This is a genomic window from Pseudomonas sp. GW822-FHT02G04 (assembly GCF_058802085.1).
Genome location: NZ_JBXANU010000016.1, coordinates 42,148 through 60,634, shown reverse-complemented (window position 1 = coordinate 60,634; position 18,487 = coordinate 42,148). Strand labels below are relative to the sequence as shown.

At 60.6% G+C, this 18,487-nt stretch carries 19 protein-coding genes; 10 read left to right on the top strand and 9 right to left on the bottom strand.

Going from position 1 to position 18,487, the window contains the following annotated elements; genetic code table 11:
• Window positions 1–5: 5 nt before the first annotated feature.
• The 6 genes from ptsP to AC1RO5_RS19665 all read right to left on the bottom strand — a co-directional run bounded on the left by ptsP (window position 6) and on the right by AC1RO5_RS19665 (window position 7,157).
• On the bottom strand, window positions 6–2,522 hold the full coding sequence (ptsP, locus tag AC1RO5_RS19690) for a phosphoenolpyruvate--protein phosphotransferase (RefSeq protein ID WP_493177080.1): 2,517 nt from the start codon (window positions 2,520–2,522) through the stop codon (window positions 6–8).
• A gap of 150 nt (window positions 2,523–2,672) precedes the next feature.
• Window positions 2,673–3,695, bottom strand: coding sequence for an SIS domain-containing protein (locus AC1RO5_RS19685; RefSeq protein WP_493177079.1), 1,023 nt, complete (start codon window positions 3,693–3,695; stop codon window positions 2,673–2,675).
• On the bottom strand, window positions 3,676–4,782 hold the full coding sequence (nagA, locus tag AC1RO5_RS19680) for an N-acetylglucosamine-6-phosphate deacetylase (RefSeq protein ID WP_413696833.1): 1,107 nt from the start codon (window positions 4,780–4,782) through the stop codon (window positions 3,676–3,678). Before nagA ends, AC1RO5_RS19685 begins: the two co-directional genes overlap by 20 nt.
• A gap of 51 nt (window positions 4,783–4,833) precedes the next feature.
• On the bottom strand, window positions 4,834–5,565 hold the full coding sequence (locus AC1RO5_RS19675) for a GntR family transcriptional regulator (protein WP_258671084.1): 732 nt from the start codon (window positions 5,563–5,565) through the stop codon (window positions 4,834–4,836).
• Window positions 5,566–5,996: 431 nt separating this feature from the next.
• Window positions 5,997–6,503: a L,D-transpeptidase family protein gene (locus tag AC1RO5_RS19670; protein WP_493177074.1), complete on the bottom strand. Its 507-nt coding sequence runs from the start codon at window positions 6,501–6,503 to the stop codon at window positions 5,997–5,999.
• A gap of 102 nt (window positions 6,504–6,605) precedes the next feature.
• Window positions 6,606–7,157, bottom strand: a complete 552-nt coding sequence (locus AC1RO5_RS19665; protein WP_493177073.1) for an NUDIX hydrolase — start codon at window positions 7,155–7,157, stop codon at window positions 6,606–6,608.
• A 146-nt stretch (window positions 7,158–7,303) separates the two neighbouring features.
• On the opposite strand from AC1RO5_RS19665, the gene AC1RO5_RS19660 reads away from it, so the two are divergent.
• From AC1RO5_RS19660 to purT, 5 genes are all read left to right on the top strand, one after another.
• Complete coding sequence (locus AC1RO5_RS19660; RefSeq protein ID WP_007897550.1) at window positions 7,304–7,903, top strand: CoA pyrophosphatase; 600 nt, start codon at window positions 7,304–7,306, stop codon at window positions 7,901–7,903.
• 68 nt (window positions 7,904–7,971) lie between these two features.
• Entirely contained in the window at window positions 7,972–8,496 is a 525-nt protein-coding gene (locus tag AC1RO5_RS19655) for a gamma carbonic anhydrase family protein (protein WP_007936184.1), read from the top strand.
• On the top strand, window positions 8,493–8,708 hold the full coding sequence (locus tag AC1RO5_RS19650) for a DUF1289 domain-containing protein (protein WP_413696831.1): 216 nt from the start codon (window positions 8,493–8,495) through the stop codon (window positions 8,706–8,708). The genes AC1RO5_RS19655 and AC1RO5_RS19650 overlap by 4 nt, the downstream gene beginning before the upstream one ends.
• Window positions 8,709–8,918: 210 nt before the next feature.
• The gene (locus tag AC1RO5_RS19645) at window positions 8,919–9,386 is read left to right on the top strand and encodes a preQ0 transporter (protein ID WP_493177071.1); all 468 of its coding nucleotides are present in this window, start codon (window positions 8,919–8,921) and stop codon (window positions 9,384–9,386) included.
• A 90-nt stretch (window positions 9,387–9,476) separates the two neighbouring features.
• Entirely contained in the window at window positions 9,477–10,658 is a 1,182-nt protein-coding gene (purT, locus tag AC1RO5_RS19640; RefSeq protein ID WP_007941405.1) for a formate-dependent phosphoribosylglycinamide formyltransferase, read from the top strand.
• Between the two features lie 42 nt (window positions 10,659–10,700).
• On the opposite strand, the gene AC1RO5_RS19635 is transcribed toward purT, so the two are convergent.
• The 3 genes from AC1RO5_RS19635 to AC1RO5_RS19625 all read right to left on the bottom strand — a co-directional run bounded on the left by AC1RO5_RS19635 (window position 10,701) and on the right by AC1RO5_RS19625 (window position 14,398).
• Window positions 10,701–12,017: an MFS transporter gene (locus tag AC1RO5_RS19635; RefSeq protein ID WP_493177069.1), complete on the bottom strand. Its 1,317-nt coding sequence runs from the start codon at window positions 12,015–12,017 to the stop codon at window positions 10,701–10,703.
• Window positions 12,018–12,337: 320 nt separating this feature from the next.
• Window positions 12,338–13,573 (bottom strand): transporter associated domain-containing protein, encoded by a 1,236-nt coding sequence (locus tag AC1RO5_RS19630; protein ID WP_493177067.1) that lies wholly within the window; start codon window positions 13,571–13,573, stop codon window positions 12,338–12,340.
• 12 nt (window positions 13,574–13,585) lie between these two features.
• On the bottom strand, window positions 13,586–14,398 hold the full coding sequence (locus AC1RO5_RS19625; RefSeq protein ID WP_019647764.1) for a cytochrome C assembly family protein: 813 nt from the start codon (window positions 14,396–14,398) through the stop codon (window positions 13,586–13,588).
• Window positions 14,399–14,608: 210 nt separating this feature from the next.
• On the opposite strand from AC1RO5_RS19625, the gene ffh reads away from it, so the two are divergent.
• The 5 genes from ffh (at window position 14,609) to rplS (ending at window position 18,339) form a co-directional block, all read left to right on the top strand.
• On the top strand, window positions 14,609–15,985 hold the full coding sequence (ffh, locus tag AC1RO5_RS19620) for a signal recognition particle protein (RefSeq protein ID WP_493177066.1): 1,377 nt from the start codon (window positions 14,609–14,611) through the stop codon (window positions 15,983–15,985).
• 409 nt (window positions 15,986–16,394) lie between these two features.
• Window positions 16,395–16,646 (top strand): 30S ribosomal protein S16, encoded by a 252-nt coding sequence (gene rpsP / locus AC1RO5_RS19615; protein ID WP_003198088.1) that lies wholly within the window; start codon window positions 16,395–16,397, stop codon window positions 16,644–16,646.
• A gap of 5 nt (window positions 16,647–16,651) precedes the next feature.
• The gene (rimM, locus tag AC1RO5_RS19610) at window positions 16,652–17,188 is read left to right on the top strand and encodes a ribosome maturation factor RimM (protein ID WP_493177065.1); all 537 of its coding nucleotides are present in this window, start codon (window positions 16,652–16,654) and stop codon (window positions 17,186–17,188) included.
• Window positions 17,170–17,943, top strand: coding sequence for a tRNA (guanosine(37)-N1)-methyltransferase TrmD (gene trmD / locus AC1RO5_RS19605; protein ID WP_493177063.1), 774 nt, complete (start codon window positions 17,170–17,172; stop codon window positions 17,941–17,943). The genes rimM and trmD overlap by 19 nt, the downstream gene beginning before the upstream one ends.
• A gap of 45 nt (window positions 17,944–17,988) precedes the next feature.
• Complete coding sequence (gene rplS / locus AC1RO5_RS19600) at window positions 17,989–18,339, top strand: 50S ribosomal protein L19 (protein ID WP_003175895.1); 351 nt, start codon at window positions 17,989–17,991, stop codon at window positions 18,337–18,339.
• Window positions 18,340–18,487 lie beyond the last annotated feature (148 nt).

The following is an 18,487-nucleotide window of genomic DNA, read 5'->3' as shown; positions in this document are numbered from 1 at the left end:
GTTGTTCAGCTCAGAGGCCATTGCTGGTGACAGGCGTGACGCACCGCGCAGGCGCTGCTCAGCTTGAGCAGGTCCTGGCTGATGCGTCGGCATTCGGTGGCGTCGAGGTGGCGCACGCGGTCCTTGATTTCACCGATTTGCACCGGGCTGACCGACAACTCGCTGACCCCCAGGCCAATCAATACCGGTGTGACCAACGGATCGGAAGCGAGGGCGCCGCAGACCCCGACCCAACGGTTATGCACCGCTGCACCGGCGCAGGTCTGGGCGATCAGCCGCAGCAGCGCCGGGTGCATCGCATCGACGCGGGCGGCGAGACCGGCGTGGTCGCGGTCCATGGCCAGGGTGTATTGCGACAAATCGTTGGTGCCGATGGACAGGAAGTCCGCGTGCTCGGCCAATTGTTCGGCCAGCAATGCGGCGGCCGGCACTTCGATCATCACGCCCAGTTCCGGGCGCGCACTCACACCGAGTTCAATGCACAACGCGTCGAGGCGCTGGCGGATGTGCAGCAACTCATCGACCTCGGTGACCATCGGCAACAGGATCCTGCAACGCGACAGCGGGCTGACCTGCAGCAGGGCGCGCAGTTGCTGGTCCAGCAGTTCCGGGCGCACCTGGGCCAGACGAATGCCGCGCAAACCGAGCACCGGATTCGCTTCTATAGGGAGCGGTAAATAATCGAGTTGCTTGTCGCCGCCGACATCGATGGTGCGGATGATCACCGACTTGTCGCCCATGGCATCGAGCACGGCTTGATAGGCGGCGCGCTGCTCCTGTTCGTCCGGTGCGGTGTGTCGGTCGACGAAGAGAAATTCGGTGCGCAGCAGGCCGATGCCATCGGCACCGTTTGTCAGCGCATCAGCCGCCTCGGAACTGGAGGCGACATTGGCGGCGACTTCGATTTGCAAACCATCAAGTGTCAGAGCCGGGATATGCGCCTGAGACTGTTGAAGCGCGCGGCGTTGCTGATGATCGAGTTGTGCCTGATGCACCTCGGCCAGGCGCTCGGCAGTCGGCGTCAATTCGAGGCGACCGCCGTCGGCATCCAGCACCACCGCTTGACCTTGCTCCTGATCGAGCAGCGTCGAGCCCAACGCAACCATGCATGGCAAGCCTTTGCCGCGAGCGAGGATCGCCACATGCGAAGTCGCCCCACCTTCGGCCATGCACAACCCCGCCACCCCTTGCTGGCTCAGTTGCAGTAAATCGGACGGCGTCAGTTCATGGGCCGCGACGATGGCGCCGGCCGGCACGTCGTAATGCCAGGCTTCGCCGAGCAGGGCACGCAGCACCCGTTGCTTGAGGTCGCGCAGGTCGTTGGCGCGTTCAGCCAGCAATGGGCTGCCGAGTTGCTGCAGCACATCGCACTGCACGTTGATGGATTGACTCCATGCGTGAGTCGCGGCAATGCCCTGGTCGATGGATTGATGAGCCGCATCGAGCAGCGCGGGGTCTTCGAGCAACGCCAGGTGCGCGGCGAAGATCGCTTCTTCATCGGTGTTCTTGTGCTTCTTCGCTTGAGCCAGCGTGCCGTCAATTTCACTGCGTACTTGAGTCAGCGCAGTGTCCAGCGCGTGCCGTTGTTGCTTCGGCTCATGATTACCAGCATCTACTGGAAGACTGATCGAGTTCAGACGAAACAACGGCCCACCCGACAGACCGGGCGCCGCGCACACGCCGTGCAGCACGCCCGCTTCGGCGGGGCGATTGCGTTGGGCTATTGGTGTTGGTGCGGTAGCGTGGTTGTCTTCGACCAGAGCTGTGGATAACGCGGCCAACAAAGCTTGCAGCGCAGCTTCGGCGTCCGGCCCCTGGCAACTGACAAGGATTTCATCCCGCTCACCGACGGCCAGCGCCATCAGGCCGATCAAACTGTCGCAGGCCGCCGATTTGCCGGCGAAGTGCAGCCAGGATTTGCTCTTGAACTGTTGGGCGGTCTGGCGGATCAGCGCCGCAGGCCGGGCGTGCAGGCCACCGCGATGGGCGACATGAACATGCCCTTGAACCTCGATGCCAACGACCTCAATGTCGATCTGCACACCGTTGGTTACTTTCGGCACGATGTGCAGCAGCGGGTCGCCCACCTTCACCGATTTCAGCGTGATCGGTCGCGCCTGAAAGTCCTGGCTGTTGGTCAGGATCATCAGGCTGACCAGGCTTTTGCACTGCTGGGCGACCTGGTCCAGGTCATAGCGCAGCAGCGGCTGGCCATTGCTGACCCGCGCACCTTCCTTGACCAGCATCGAGAAACCGACACCCTGCAACTCGACCGTATCGAGGCCCAGGTGCAGCAGCAATTCGGCGCCGTTATCGGCGCGCAAGGTGATGGCGTGACCGGTGCGGGCGACGTGGATCACCACCGCTTCACAGGGCGAGTACAGGGTGTCGTTCAATGGATCGATGGCGATTCCGTCGCCCATGGCGCCACTGGCGAACACCGGGTCCGGGACTTTCGCGAGTGTGAGCACCGGGCCGCTGAGCGGGGCGCTGAGGGTCAGCTCTTTATTGTTGTTGTGCATGGCTCGGTCTCATCAATAAAACTACGGTTCGGATCAACTCGCCCTCTGTAGGAGCTGTCGAGTGAAACGAGGCTGCGATCTGTTCAACGCAGGATCAAAAGATCGCAGCCTCGCTCCGCTCGACAGCTCCTACGGCGGATTCGCCCGCCATCAATGCGTGCGCGTCACTTTGCTCAAATGGCGCGGTTGGTCCGGGTTCATGTCGCGGGCGACGGCCAGGCCGGCGGCCATGACGTAGAAACTCTGGATCGCCAGAATCGGGTCCAGGGCCGGGTGTTCGGCGCGGGTCAGGGTCAGGTCGCGTTCGGCGACGTCATCCGGCGCGGCCAGCAGCACGCGCGCGCCGCGTTGACGCATGTCGGCGGCCAGGCTCAACAAACCGGCCTGCTCGGCACCGCGTGGGGCGAAGATCAGCAGGGGATAGTTTTCGTCGATCAACGCCATCGGGCCGTGTCGCACTTCGGCGCTGCTGAAGGCTTCGGCCTGGATTGCCGAGGTTTCCTTGAACTTGAGTGCCGCTTCCTGGGCGATGGCGAAACCGGCGCCACGGCCGATCACCATCAAGCGCTGGCAATTGCGCAACGCATCGATAGCCAGGCTCCAGTCCTGTTGCGCCGCCTCGCGCAGACCTTCCGGCAGGGCAAGGCCGGCTTCCAGTAACTCCAGGTCTTCCTTCCAATGGGCGATCAGACGGGCACTGGCGGTGAGGGTGGCGATAAAACTCTTGGTCGCGGCGACGCTGCTTTCGGTGCCGGCGCACAGCGGCAGGCTGAATTCGCAGGCCGCTTCCAAAGGCGAGTTTTCGGCATTGACCATGGAAATGCTCAGGGCGCCGCGCTTGCGCAGCAGACGCAGGCTGTTCACCAGATCCGGGCTCTGCCCCGACTGCGAGAAGGCGAACGCGACCTGGCCGCTGACCTTCAATGGCGCTTGTTGCATGGTCACCACCGACATTGGCAGCGACGCCACCGGAATGCCCAGTTGCTGCATGGTCAGGTAGGCGAAGTAGCTCGCCGCATGGTCGGAGCTGCCACGAGCCACGGTCATCACCACTTGCGGTGGCTGACGGCGCAGGCGTCCGGCGATCTCGATCATCTGCGGGTCGAGTTGTTGCAATTGGGCTTGCACGGCCTCGAACGAGGACAGCGCCTCTTCAAGCATTTTTGAAGTCAATGTCTTCTCCTTCGACCATGACGGCGGTCAGTGTGAGTGAGCGATCCAGCCGCACGCAGTCGGCCCAGGCGCCGGGTTGCAGGCGCCCGCGTTCTTGAAGGCCAAGGTAGTCGGCGGGGAATTGCGAAAGACGTTGCGAGGCTTCGCTGATCGGCAGACCGATCTTCACCAGATTGCGCAGAGCCTGATCCATGGTCAGAGTGCTGCCGGCCAGCGTGCCGTCGGGCAGGCGCACGCCGCCCAGGCATTTGGTCACGGTGTGGCTGCCGAGCTTGTATTCGCCGTCGGGCATGCCGGCGGCGGCGGTGGAATCGGTGACGCAATACAGGCACGGGATCGAACGCAGGGCCACGCGGATCGCACCGGGGTGTACGTGCAGCAGGTCCGGAATCAGCTCGGCGTATTTGGCGTGGGCCAGCGCCGCGCCGACGATGCCGGGCTCGCGGTGATGCAGCGGGCTCATGGCGTTGTAGAGGTGGGTGAAACTGCTGGCGCCGGCGGCCAGCGCGGCGACGCCTTCCTCGTAACTGCCCAGCGTGTGGCCGATTTGCATGCGCACGCCGCGAGCGCTGAGGGCGCGGATCAAACCGTCGTGGCCGGCGATTTCCGGGGCGATGGTGATCACCCGGATCGGCGCCAGTGCCAGGTATTCCTCGACTTCGGTCATCAACGCGGTGTGGGCGAAATTCGGTTGGGCGCCGAGTTTGCCGGGGTTGATGTAGGGGCCCTCCAGATGCACGCCGAGTACCCGGGCGCTGCCTTTGGGCCGCTGCTCGCAGAACTCGCCGACGGCTTTGAGCACGCTGGAAATCTCTTCGCTCGGCGCGGTCATGGTGGTCGCCAGCAGCGAGGTGGTGCCGAAGCGCACGTGGGTTCTGGTGATGGTTTCGAAGGCTGGCGCGCCTTCCATGATGTCTTTGCCACCGCCGCCGTGAACGTGCAGGTCGATGAAACCCGGCAGCAGGTAAGGCAGGTCGTTGTCCGCCGGATCGCACGGCTGGCCTTCGATGGACACGACCTTGCCGTGCTCATGGATCAGCCGGCCACGAACCCAGCCGTGGGCGGTGAGGATGTTGTCTTCGGACATGGGCAGCTCTCTGGTTTAACGGCGCCGTGACTTAACGACGAAGCTGTTTGATTAGCGGCGAAGCTCTGCGACGAAGTCGTAGTAGTCGTTGCGGCAATAGGTGTCGGTGACTTCGATCGGCGTGTTGTCTTCCAGGTAGCCGACCCGGGTCATCAGCAACATGGCGGTGCCGGGGGCGATGCCCACCAGCGCGGCGAATTCGTCGGAAGCGTTGATTGCCTGAATGTGTTGCAGGGCGCGGACCACCGGTTTGCCGATGCCGTCGAGGTATTCGTAGAGGGAATCGCCCACCGCTTGCGGCTTGGGAATGATCGACGCGGGCAGGGTGCTCATCTCGATTGCCATCACTGTGTCGTCGGCTTTGCGCAAGCGTTTGAGCCGCGCGACCTTGTCGTTGGGCGAGAGGCCGAGGCGGATCAGTTCTTCGTGGGTCGGCGGGGTGATTTCCCGTTCCAGCCATTGCGAGCCGGGGACGAAACCCTTGAGGCGGAGCATTTCGCTGAAGCCCGAGAGGCGCGACAGCGGTTGTTCCAGGCGTGGCGTGATGAACGTGCCGGAACCTTGGTTGCGGCGGATCAGGCCTTGCTCGAACAGCACTTCCAGCGCTTTGCGTGCGGTGACGCGGGAGATGCCCAGCATTTCGCTGAGGTTGCGTTCCGACGGCATCGCCTGCTCGGCTTTCCACTGGCCGGCGTGGATCGCCGCTTCCAGATTGCGCGCCAGTTGCAGGTACAGCGGCGTGGGCTGGGTGTCGTCAGGGCGTAGGGCCCGTAGGTCGTTCATGTCGGTTTGGTCCGATGCGGATGAAGGATTGTTGTCGCCCGGTTGTGGGGCGAAAATTAATACCACTTAAATACCATGTCAATGCCGGTACTTTGCTCTAGGCGCAGCAAAACAGACTCTTCTGGATAGTCTTAAGCGGCCGTGGTTTTAAGTGGTATTAGAGGTGGGGATTTTGAAAGCAAAGATCGCAGCCTGCGGCAGCGCCTACAGGGAGCATTGGTATCTACCCGGTAGGCGCTGCCGAAGGCTGCGATCTTTTGATTTATTTTTTTGAAGCCGACCGAAGGTAGCGGCTAGAGCACCTTTGATCGTTCCCACGCTCTGCGTGGGAATGCCTCAACGGACGCTCTGCGTTCGGCTCTGGAGGGGACGCGGAGCGTCCCGGGCTGCATTCCTTTGCTGCGCGTGGGAATGATCATTACGGGAGGAGGTTACGGGCGGATTTCGATCATCGTGCCGTCCGGTACCAGGTTCCAGACTTCACGCATATCGATGTTGCGCATGGCGATGCAGCCGTCGGTCCAGTCCAGGGTATGGAACAGGTTTTCCGGGTTGTCTTCGGAATCCGGCGTGCCGTGGATCATGATCATTCCACCCGGGTCGACGCCTTCACGGCGCGAGCGGGCCGAGTCGCTGATATTCGGGTAGGAGATGTGCATCGACAGATTGAATTTGTCGCTGATCTTGCGCCAGTCGATCCAATAAAAGCCTTCCGGGGTGCGTTTGTCGCCCTCCATCAGCTTCGGGCCTTTTTTCGCTCCCCGACCCAGGGAAATGCGATAGGTCTTGAGCGGTTGGCCGTCGTTGATCAATTGTAATTGGTGGGCGGACTTGAGAACCAGAACCTTCTCGATGACTTTGCCGTTCAGGGTTTCCACAGCCGAAGCCTGGGAGACTGCAACGAACGACAGACAAAACAGTGCAAGCAACCAGCGCATTGAAACAATTCCCCAGGAATGAAGCAGATACATTATTTATAGATGTTATACAGGCGCTGTCGCGGGCTGCGCTCGCTGGTTATCGGCCGGCTGGCGTTGAAATCAAGTAATGACAGTCTGAACAAGTGGCGGGATCGATTCGGACCGCACGGGGTAGACCTCGGCCCGCCGGTCAGCGAAGAAGCATTCTAATGTACGGCCCACCGTGCGGAAAGCCAGTTCGCCCCAAGGGATGTCGGCCTCTTCGAACAGCTGCACTTCCAGGCTTTCCGGGCCTGCGGAAAAATCCAGATCCACAAGCTCAGCGCGAAAGAACACATGCACCTGACTGATGTGCGGCACATCGATCAGCGTATAGATGCTCAGGTTGCGCACCCGGGCGCAAGCTTCTTCGGCGGTTTCGCGAATGGCGGCCTGTTCGATGGTCTCACCGTTCTCCATGAAACCGGCGGGCAGGGTCCAGTAACCGAGCCGTGGCTCGATGGCGCGACGGCACAGCAACACCTTTGAACCCCAGGTTGGCACGCAACCGGCGACGATATTGGGGTTCTGGTAATGAATGGTGTGGCAGCTGTCGCAGACAAAACGCAGGCGCGAATCGCCTTCGGGAATGCGCTGGGTCACCGGGTTGCCGCATTGACTGCAAAATTTCATGCTTGGGTTCCTGAATGCTGCGCCTATCTTGGCGTGCAGCGGTGTCGGTCGGCAAGTTGTCGTTTCGCGACATGAGGCTGTTCGGGGGTTGGGCGGCCGTTGCGATTGGTGCATGATGCAGGGTAAGGCACAGATCGAGAAGACTCATGCTGGACGAGCTACTGCACCGGGTAAGTAATCACACGCCGCGTACGCTGGAAACCGACCGACGTTTCCCCGAAGCCGCGGTATTGGTGCCTATCACGCGCAGTGACGAACCGGAACTGGTCCTGACCCTTCGCGCCAGCGGGCTCTCGACCCACGGCGGCGAAGTAGCCTTCCCTGGTGGTCGACGCGACCCTGAAGACCCGGATCTGATATTTACTGCCCTGCGCGAAGCCGAAGAAGAAATCGGCCTGCCGCCGGGGCTGGTCGAGGTGATCGGCCCGCTGAGCCCGCTGATCTCCCTGCACGGCATCAAGGTCACGCCCTATGTCGGCGTGATTCCGGATTTCGTCGAATACCAGGCCAACGATGCCGAGATCGCCGCAGTGTTCAGCGTGCCTCTGGAATTCTTCCGCAAGGACCCGCGCGAGCACACCCACCGCATCGACTACCAGGGCCACAGTTGGTACGTGCCGAGCTATCGTTATGGCGAGTACAAGATCTGGGGGCTGACAGCGATCATGATTGTCGAGTTGATCAACCTGCTCTATGACGCGAAAATCAGCCTGCATCAACCGCCCAAGAGTTTTATCAACACCTGAAGCCATCGCTCGTATGGCGTGAATCCTGCTTTTCGCTAGTGAGCCGGCCTGGCCTTGAGGACAACAAGATGAAATACCGCCTGGGCGACGCCCGCGTCGAGACCCATCCGCAGAGCTGGGTCGCACCCAATGCCGTGCTGGTGGGCAAGGTCAAACTGGAAGAGGGTGCCAACGTCTGGTTCAACGCCGTGTTGCGCGGCGATAACGAATTGATCCTGATCGGCAAGAACAGCAACGTGCAGGACGGCACCGTGATGCACACCGACATGGGCTACCCGCTGACCATCGGCACCGGCGTGACCATCGGCCACAACGCCATGCTCCACGGCTGCACGGTGGGCGATTACAGCCTGATCGGCATCAACGCGGTGATCCTCAACGGCGCGAAAATCGGCAAGAACTGCATCATCGGCGCCAACTCGCTGATCGGTGAGGGCAAGGAAATTCCGGACGGTTCGCTGGTCATGGGCTCGCCGGGCAAGGTGGTGCGCGAGCTGACCGAGCCGCAGAAGAAGATGCTCGAAGCCAGCGCCGCGCACTATGTGCACAACTCGCAGCGTTATGCCCGTGATCTGGTTGAGCAGGAACAATGAGCGCCAATGAACGACCGGTCCCGTCGCCGTGCGTGAGCATTTGTGCGCTGGATGAGGATGACATTTGCACCGGGTGTCAGCGCACAGTGGAAGAAATCACCCGCTGGAGCCGGATGGACAACGAGGAACGGCGCAAGGTGCTGGGGTTGTGTCATGAACGGGCGAAATCGAGTGGGCTGATCTGGATGTTGCCTTCCAAATCCGATTCCTGAATCGTTTGGTGCATTGTGGCGAGGGAGCTTGCTCCCGCTGGGCTGCGAAGCAGCCTCAAAATTGACCAATACATTCCATCTGACAGGCCACCCCACCCCAGATTTCAGGGCCGCTTCGCGCCCCAGCGGGAGCAAGCTCCCTCGCCACAGGTTATCTGTGCGCTGAAGATGAAGTACCCTGTGCACAAAACTGACAGGTATCTCCCGTCCATGCTCTTCCTGATCGCCTACATCGGCAGCGTCGTGCTGATCAATTACGCCTTTTCCACCGCCCCGCACCTGGACATCATCTGGTCGGCCTGGGGTGGACTGGTGTTCGTGCTGCGCGACATGGTGCAAACACGCTTCGGCCATGGCGCGATCGCGGCGATGCTGGTGGCGCTGGTGCTGTCCTATGTCACTTCCGACCCGTCCATTGCCTTGGCCAGCGCTACGGCGTTCGCCGTGTCCGAGTGCATCGACTGGCTGGTGTTCAGCCTCACCAAGCGCCCGTTGCACGATCGCCTGTGGATAAGTTCGGCCCTGAGCATCCCGCTGGACACCTTCATCTTCTTCGGCATGATCGATGCACTCACACCGGGCGTGATCCTCACTGCGCTGGGTTCGAAGTTCGCGGGCGTCACCGTCGTCTGGTTGGCCATGGCCTGGCGCCTGCGCAAACAGGCCGTCGTCAGCTGAAGCCAAACCCTCAGGTTCATGTAAAATGCCGCGCTTTCTCCCCATGGGAAGCGCGCTTCCCTCGATGATCCGCTCCTTTGAGGACCTGAGATGACCCGTATCGGAACTCCATTGTCGCCAACCGCGACCCGCGTATTGCTGTGTGGCTGTGGTGAGTTGGGCAAGGAAGTGGTGATCGAGCTGCAACGCCTGGGCGTTGAAGTGATTGCCGTGGATCGCTACGCCAATGCGCCGGCCATGCAAGTCGCCCATCGCAGCCATGTGATCAACATGCTCGACGGCGCCGCCCTGCGTGCGGTGATCGAAGCCGAGAAGCCGCACTTCATCGTGCCGGAAATCGAAGCCATCGCCACCGCGACCCTGGTGGAGCTGGAATCCGAAGGTTTCACCGTGATCCCGACCGCTCGCGCCGCGCAGCTGACCATGAACCGCGAAGGCATCCGCCGCCTGGCCGCTGAAGAGCTGGACCTGCCGACATCGCCGTACCACTTCGCCGACACCTTCGAGGATTACCGCAAGGCAGTCGAAGACCTGGGCTTCCCGTGCGTGGTCAAGCCGGTCATGAGTTCCTCGGGTAAAGGCCAGAGCCTGCTGCGCAGCGTCGATGACGTGCAGAAAGCCTGGGATTACGCTCAAGAGGGTGGCCGCGCCGGTAAAGGTCGCGTGATCGTCGAAGGCTTCATCGACTTCGACTACGAAATCACTCTGCTGACCGTGCGTCACGTCGGCGGCACTACGTTCTGTGCGCCTGTCGGTCACCGTCAGGAGAAGGGCGACTACCAGGAATCCTGGCAGCCACAAGCCATGAGCCCGGTTGCCTTGGCGGAATCCGAGCGCGTTGCCAAAGCGGTCACCGAAGCCTTGGGCGGTCGTGGCCTGTTTGGCGTCGAGTTGTTCATCAAGGGTGATCAGGTGTGGTTCAGCGAAGTCTCGCCGCGCCCGCATGACACCGGTCTGGTGACCCTGATTTCCCAGGACCTGTCGCAGTTCGCGCTGCACGCACGGGCGATCCTGGGCCTGCCGATTCCATTGATCCGTCAGTTCGGCCCATCGGCGTCGGCGGTGATTCTGGTGGAAGGGCAGTCGACTCAGACTGCTTTCGCCAACCTGGGTGCAGCGTTGAGCGAGCCGGATACCGCATTGCGTCTGTTCGGCAAGCCTGAGGTCAATGGTCAGCGGCGGATGGGTGTGGCGTTGGCGCGCGATGAGTCGATCGAGGCCGCTCGTGCCAAGGCGACCCGCGCGTCCCAAGCTGTCGTTGTAGAGCTGTAACCGAGGCGGGGCCATCGCGGGCAAGCCCGCGATGGCGGTCTATCAGGCAACCCGATTCAAATCGTTATTGCGCGTCTCCTTCAGGCAGAGCACCGCTATCAAGCTCAGCACCGCCGCCCCCGACACATACCCGCCGACATAACTCAAACCACCCATCGCCACCAGTTTCTGCGCAAAGAACGGTGCCGCCGAGGCGCCGACAATGCCGCCCAGATTGTAGGCAGCCGATGCGCCGGTATAGCGCACGTGGGTCGGAAACAGCTCCGGCAGCAGCGCGCCCATGGGTGCAAACGTCACGCCCATCAGAAACAGTTCGATGCACAGGAACAGCGCCACGCCCCAGGTCGAGCCATGGGTCAGCAGCGGTTCCATCAAGAATCCGGACAGAATCGCCAGCACGCCGCCGATGATCAGCACCGGCTTGCGCCCGAAACGATCACTGGCCCAGGCCGACAGCGGTGTCGCGGCGGCCATGAACAGCACCGCGAAACACAGCAGGGCGAGGAAGGTTTCCCGGGTGTAGCCGAGCGTCGACACGCCGTAACTTAGCGAAAACACCGTCGAGATGTAGAACAGCGCATAGCACACCACCATTGACCCGGCGCCCAGCAGCATTGGCGCCCAGTATTGGCTGAGCAGCTCGACCAGCGGGATCTTCACCCGTTCCTGGCGAGCCACGGCGTTGGCGAACACCGGGGTTTCGTGGAGCTTGAGGCGTACGTACAGGCCCACCATCACCAGCGCGGCACTGAGCAGGAACGGAATCCGCCAGCCCCACGAACGGAACTGCTCGTCGTTCAGGCTCATGGCCAGGGTCAGGAACAGGCCGTTGGCCGCCAGAAACCCGATCGATGGGCCGAGCTGCGGAAACATGCCGAACCAGGCTCGCTTGCCTTTGGGCGCGTTCTCCGTGGCCAGCAATGCGGCGCCGCCCCATTCACCGCCCAGCCCCAGGCCTTGGCCGAAACGCAGCACGCAAAGCAGGATCGGCGCCCAGGCGCCAATGCTGTCGTAACCCGGCAGCACACCAATCAGCGTGGTGCACACACCCATCAGCAGCAGCGAGGCAACCAGTGTCGATTTGCGTCCGATGCGGTCACCGAAATGGCCGAACAGCGCCGAACCCAATGGTCGTGCAAGGAAGGCGATACCGAAGGTAAGGAACGCCGACAGCATCTGGGCGGTGCCGGAGGTTTGCGGAAAGAACACCGGGCCGATCACTAGCGCCGCGGCAGTGGCGTAGACGTAGAAGTCATAGAACTCGATAGCCGTGCCAATGAAACTCGCGGTAGCCACGCGGGTGGCGGAGTTCGTCGGTTGGGCTGGCGTGGTGTCGCTGAACGTTGTGCTGGTCGTCATGCAGTTATCCCTGACAGTCATGTGCCCCAGTGGAGCGAATTATTATGGTCGAATACCCAGGGATGTGGGTTTAACGCAGAGTGCGGGTAGCACGGGGTGTGGCGGGGCTTGGTAAGCGGCTTGATTATAGGAAGGCAGCTAATGATTCAACAAGCGGCTTGGAGGATGCGATGGCTATTGTGGCGAGGGAGCTTGCTCCCGCTCGGGCGCGTAGCGGCCGCAAACGGCTGAATGCATTCTTTCAGAGTGATCGCGCTGTCTGTGATCGGGCCTGCTTCGCAGTCCAGCGGGAGCAAGCTCCCTCGCCACAAAGGAGCGTGTCAGATTTTGGAAAGGGCAGGCACTGAGCTTGTATGCCAGATCAACACCCGGCTGACGCGGTTTTCTTCCGTCTCCAGAATTTCCAGCCGATATCGCCCAATCTTCAGGCACACCGCACTGTCCGGAATCGTCTCCAGCGCCTCGGTCACCAGACCGTTGAGGGTTTTCGGACCATCGCTGGGCAAATGCCAGCCGAGGCTCTTGTTCAACTCGCGGATGGACGCTGCGCCATCAATCACCAGTCGGCCATCGGCCTGCGGGTGAATATGCGGGTTATCCAGGGTGTGCTGGCTTTCGAACTCGCCGACGATTTCTTCGAGAATGTCTTCCAGGGTCACAATGCCCAGCACTTCCCCGTACTCGTCGACCACCATGCCCAAGCGCCTCTGCTGCTTGTGGAAGTTCAGCAATTGCAGCTGCAACGGCGTGCTTTCCGGCACGAAGTACGGTTCGTGACTGGCCGCCAGCAGCGCTTCCACGGTCAGGCTTGAATCCGGCAGCAAATGACGGATCTGCCGGGTGTTGAGCACCGCTTCAACCTGGTTGATGTCGCTGTGGAATACCGGCAGGCGGGTGCGCTTGTTGTGGCGCAGTTGCTCGATGATTTCTTCGAGGGGGTCGTCCAGGTTGATCCCGTCGACGTCGCTGCGTGGCACCAGAATATCGTTGACCGTGATGTTATCCAGCGCGTGGATACCTGACAGTGGGCGATAGGCTGCGTGTTCGTGATCGTCGTGCCGATCCGCCGGCGCCTCGTCTTCGCTTTGCTGCACCACGTTGATTTTGCGGGCGAATGGCCGCATCAGCAGTTGGCTGATGCCATTGAGTAGCCATGCGGCGGGATAGACGATTTTCAACGGGATGCCGAGCAGTGTGTTGCCCAAGGCCAGGACGGCATCCGGATAACGGGCGGCGAGGGCGCGTGGCAGGTAGTCGGCGAACACCAGCAACACTGCGCCGGCACCGAGGCAGGCAATCCAGGGGCCGTTTTGTGCCCAGGTGAAAATCGCCAGCAAGGTGCTGATGACCACCACCAGCGCGCGGCACAAGGTGTTGCAGAGGATCAGGCTATTGAGCGGGAAACTCAGCTTGGCCACGGGTTTGTCGCTGGAGCGCGAGGCTGTGCGCTGGGCCAGCAACTGCTGTTGTGCAACTTCGATGGCGGTAAACAGCCCCGACCATAAAATCAGCAGGGCCAGCACCGCGAGCATCGGCCCTATGGGCAAGTCGTCCATTAATGCCGCCCGTCAGATGTGCAGAATGTATTCGCGGACCAGCTTGCTGCCGAAATACGCCAGCATCAGCAGGCAGAAACCGGCAAGGGTCCAGCGGATGGCTTTGTGTCCGCGCCAGCCGAGACGGTTGCGCCCCCAGAGCAGCACGCTGAACACGATCCAGGCCAGGCACGCCAGCAGGGTTTTATGCACCAGGTGCTGAGCGAACAGGTTCTCGACGAACAGCCAGCCGGAAATCAGCGACAACGACAGCAGGCTCCAGCCGGCCCAGAGGAAGCCGAACAGCAGGCTTTCCATGGTTTGCAGCGGCGGGAAGTTCTTGATCAGCCCGGACGGATGCTTGTGCTTGAGCTGATGGTCCTGAACCAGCAGCAGCAAGGCCTGGAACACTGCGATGGTGAACATGCCGTAAGCGAGAATCGACAAGAGAATGTGGGCGAGAATGCCTGGCTCTTCGTCAATGATTTGCACCGTGCCGGCGGGGGCGAACTGTGCCAGCAGCGCAGTAGCGGCGCCCAGCGGGAACAGCAATATAAGCAGGTTTTCCACCGGAATCCGTGAGCAGGCCAGCAGGGTCAGGGCAATGACCGCTGCGGCAATCAGGCTGGCGGCGCTGAAAAAGTCCAGGGCCAGGCCGACCGGAGTCAGCAGATAGCTGATCAGGCTGGCGCTGTGGGCCAGCACGGCCAGTACGCCGAGCGTGACCAGCAGGCGTTTGTTCGCCTTGGCGCCGGAGGCCAGACGAGTGCCTTGATAGAAGGTCGCAGCGGCATATAAGCAGGCGGCGGCGAGAGTGGTAAGCAAGCTGGGTGACAAGGGGAGCATAAATCCTGTTAGGCAGGCCCGAAAGGCGTTGAGTTTGGCATAGAACCCATACGGCACGAAAGACCATGCAAGCTGACGGCGAGGTGTCCGCCAGACGCAGTCTTCGCTATAATCCGCGACCTGCCCACGCCGCAGGCTCGCCGAGCACATGTTGATTCCGGTCTGGGCCGCCATTATCCCGGTCTACACAGGGCCTGAAAGGATCGCGCAATGTTTGAAAACTTAACCGACCGTCTCTCGCAGACGCTGCGCCATGTCACCGGCAAGGCCAAGCTGACCGAAGACAACATCAAAGACACCCTGCGTGAAGTGCGCATGGCGTTGCTCGAGGCCGACGTCGCCTTGCCGGTGGTCAAAGACTTCGTCAATTCGGTCAAGGAGCGCGCTGTCGGCACCGAGGTGTCGCGCAGCCTGACGCCAGGCCAGGCCTTCGTGAAGATCGTCCAGGCCGAACTCGAAAGCCTGATGGGCGCGGCCAACGAAGACCTGAACCTGAGCGCCGTTCCACCGGCCGTGGTTCTGATGGCTGGTTTGCAGGGTGCGGGTAAAACCACCACCGCCGGCAAACTGGCGCGTTTCCTTAAGGAGCGCAAGAAGAAGTCGGTCATGGTCGTGTCCGCGGACGTTTACCGTCCGGCGGCGATCAAGCAGCTGGAAACCCTGGCCAACGACATCGGCGTGACGTTCTTCCCGTCCGACCTGAGCCAGAAGCCGGTCGACATCGCGCAAGCGGCTATTAAAGAAGCCAAGCTGAAATTCATCGACGTGGTTATCGTCGATACCGCCGGTCGTCTGCATATCGACGAAGAGATGATGGGCGAGATCAAGGCGCTGCACGCCGCGATCAATCCGGTCGAAACCCTGTTCGTGGTCGATGCCATGACCGGCCAGGACGCCGCCAACACGGCCAAGGCCTTCGGTGATGCATTGCCGCTGACCGGTGTGATCCTGACCAAGGTCGACGGCGATGCCCGTGGCGGTGCCGCGCTGTCGGTACGAGCCATCACCGGCAAGCCGATCAAGTTCATCGGTATGGGTGAGAAGAGCGAAGCGCTCGAACCGTTCCACCCAGAGCGTATCGCCTCGCGCATCCTCGGCATGGGCGACGTGCTCAGTCTGATCGAACAGGCCGAAGCGACCCTCGACAAGGACAAGGCCGACAAACTGGCCAAGAAGCTGAAGAAGGGCAAGGGCTTCGACCTCGAAGACTTCCGCGATCAGTTGCAACAGATGAAGAACATGGGCGGCCTCGGCGGTCTCATGGACAAACTGCCGAATATCGGTGGTGTGAACCTGGCGCAGATGGGCAATGCCCAGGGCGCGGCAGAGAAACAGTTCAAACAGATGGAAGCCATCATCAATTCCATGACCCCGGCCGAGCGCCGCGACCCTGAGCTGATCAGTGGTTCGCGCAAGCGCCGGATCGCCATGGGTTCCGGCACCCAGGTGCAGGACATCGGTCGCTTGATCAAGCAGCACAAGCAGATGCAGAAGATGATGAAGAAATTCTCCGCCAAAGGCGGAATGGCCAAAATGATGCGCGGCATGGGCGGTATGTTGCCCGGCGGCGGTATGCCAAAAATATAGTGTCCAGTCACGCCAACACTGCTCAGTTTTGGCGGCGCCTGTTAACCTCATGCTGCGTTGCCGCTCCTCGCCATAGCCAGCTATGGCTCGTCGCGGCGCCTTGCCTGAGGTTAACAGTCACTCGCCAAAATTGAGCAGTGTTGGCGAGACTGGGCACGAAGAACTCGCGCCGGCAGTCATGTCGGCGCAGCCCCACACGGACGTGGGATCTCCAGCAAACCCGCACTTGGCGGGAGCTGACTGGCCATCTTCAACGATGGCTCTATAGCAAATCTGGATGGCACGCCGATAGGCGCCGGAAAAAGACATTTGCAAAAGTCCGGATATTCCTTAGAATATGCGGCCTTTCGGGCACCTATGCCCGCTGTGCATTTAGATTTGCAGCACCGACTACAGGAACGATGTTCACATGCTAACAATCCGTCTTGCCCTTGGCGGCTCCAAAAAGCGCCCGTTTTACCACTTGACCGTAACCGACAGCCGCAACCCGCGTGACGGTTCGCACAAGGAACAGGTTGGTTTCTTCAACCCTGTTGCTCGTGGTCAAGAAGTTCGTCTGTCCGTGAACCAAGAGCGCGTAGCCTACTGGCTGAGCGTTGGTGCACAGCCTTCTGAGCGCGTTGCTCAGTTGTTGAAGGAATCTGCTAAGGCTGCGGCCTGAGCAATATGAGCGCGACGCCAGCTGTTGCTGATGATTTGATCGTTATCGGCAAGATTTATTCTGTTCACGGCGTTCGCGGCGAAGTGAAGGTGTATTCCTTTACTGATCCGATTAAAAACCTGTTGGACTACAAAACCTGGACGCTCAAGCGCGAAGGCAACGTAAAACAGGTCGAGCTGGTCAGTGGACGCGGGAACGACAAGTTCCTGGTCGCAAAGCTCAAGGGGCTTGATGATCGTGAAGAAGCTCGTCTTCTGGCTGGTTATGAGATCTGCGTGCCGCGCAACCTGTTCCCTGAATTGACCGACGGCGAGTACTACTGGTACCAGCTGGAAGGTCTGAAGGTCATCGATACTCACGGGCAACTGTTCGGGAAAATCGATCATCTTCTGGAAACCGGCGCCAATGATGTAATGGTGGTCAAGCCTTGCGCTGGCAGCCTGGATGATCGTGAACGCCTGTTGCCGTATACCGGGCAATGCGTGTTGGCCGTCGACCTTGCCGCGGGCGAGATGAAGGTGGAATGGGATGCGGACTTCTAAACGTGGCTAACCTGCGCGTAGAAGTGATCAGTTTGTTTCCCGAGATGTTTTCCGCCATCAGCGAGTACGGCATCACCAGTCGGGCGGTGAAGCAGGGGCTGTTGCAGCTTACCTGTTGGAATCCGCGAGACTACACGACGGATCGACATCACACTGTGGATGATCGCCCATTTGGCGGTGGTCCGGGCATGGTGATGAAGATCAAGCCCCTGGAAGATGCTCTGGTTCAGGTCAAGGCAGCAGCCGGGGAGGCGGCGAAGGTAATTTACCTGTCCCCCCAAGGCCGTCAACTGACCCAGTCGGCGGTACGCGAGTTGGCGAATCTAGATGCATTGATCCTGATTGCCGGCCGCTATGAAGGCATTGACGAGCGTTTTATTGATGCTCATGTCGATGAAGAGTGGTCGATTGGCGACTATGTACTGTCTGGCGGCGAGCTGCCGGCGATGGTCCTGATCGATGCGGTTACACGACTGCTGCCTGGAGCTTTAGGGCATGCGGACTCCGCCGAGGAAGATTCCTTTACGGATGGTTTGCTGGATTGCCCGCACTACACCCGACCGGAGGTGTATGCGGATCAGCGTGTTCCCGACGTATTGCTAAGTGGCAATCACGCGCACATCCGGCGTTGGCGTTTACAGCAGTCCCTTGGTCGGACCTATGAACGACGCGCCGATCTTCTGGAAAGCCGCTCGCTTTCTGGAGAAGAGAAGAAGCTGCTCGAGGAATACATCCGCGAGCGGGACGATAGTTAACAACGTATCGATGGTAGATCCGACGATTTACCTTAGGAGCACAGCATGACTAACAAAATCATCCTTGCACTCGAAGCAGAGCAGATGACTAAAGAGATCCCTACCTTTGCCCCGGGCGACACCATTGTCGTTCAGGTGAAAGTGAAGGAAGGCGATCGTTCGCGTCTGCAAGCGTTCGAAGGCGTAGTTATCGCCAAGCGTAACCGCGGCGTAAACAGTGCTTTCACCGTTCGTAAAATCTCCAACGGTGTTGGTGTAGAGCGTACTTTCCAGACCTACAGCCCGCAAATCGACAGCATGGCTGTCAAGCGTCGCGGTGATGTACGTAAGGCCAAGCTGTACTACCTGCGTGACCTGTCCGGTAAAGCAGCTCGCATCAAGGAAAAACTGGCTTAAGTCCAGCTTCCGATGCCGAAAAGCTGACCTGCTCAGGTTGGCTTTTCAAGAAAATGCCCCGTATCGAAAGATACGGGGCATTTTTCGTTATGGCTGCATATAAAAAACTGCGGCGCGCTTCCTGTAGCAGCAGGCTTCGACAGCTGCT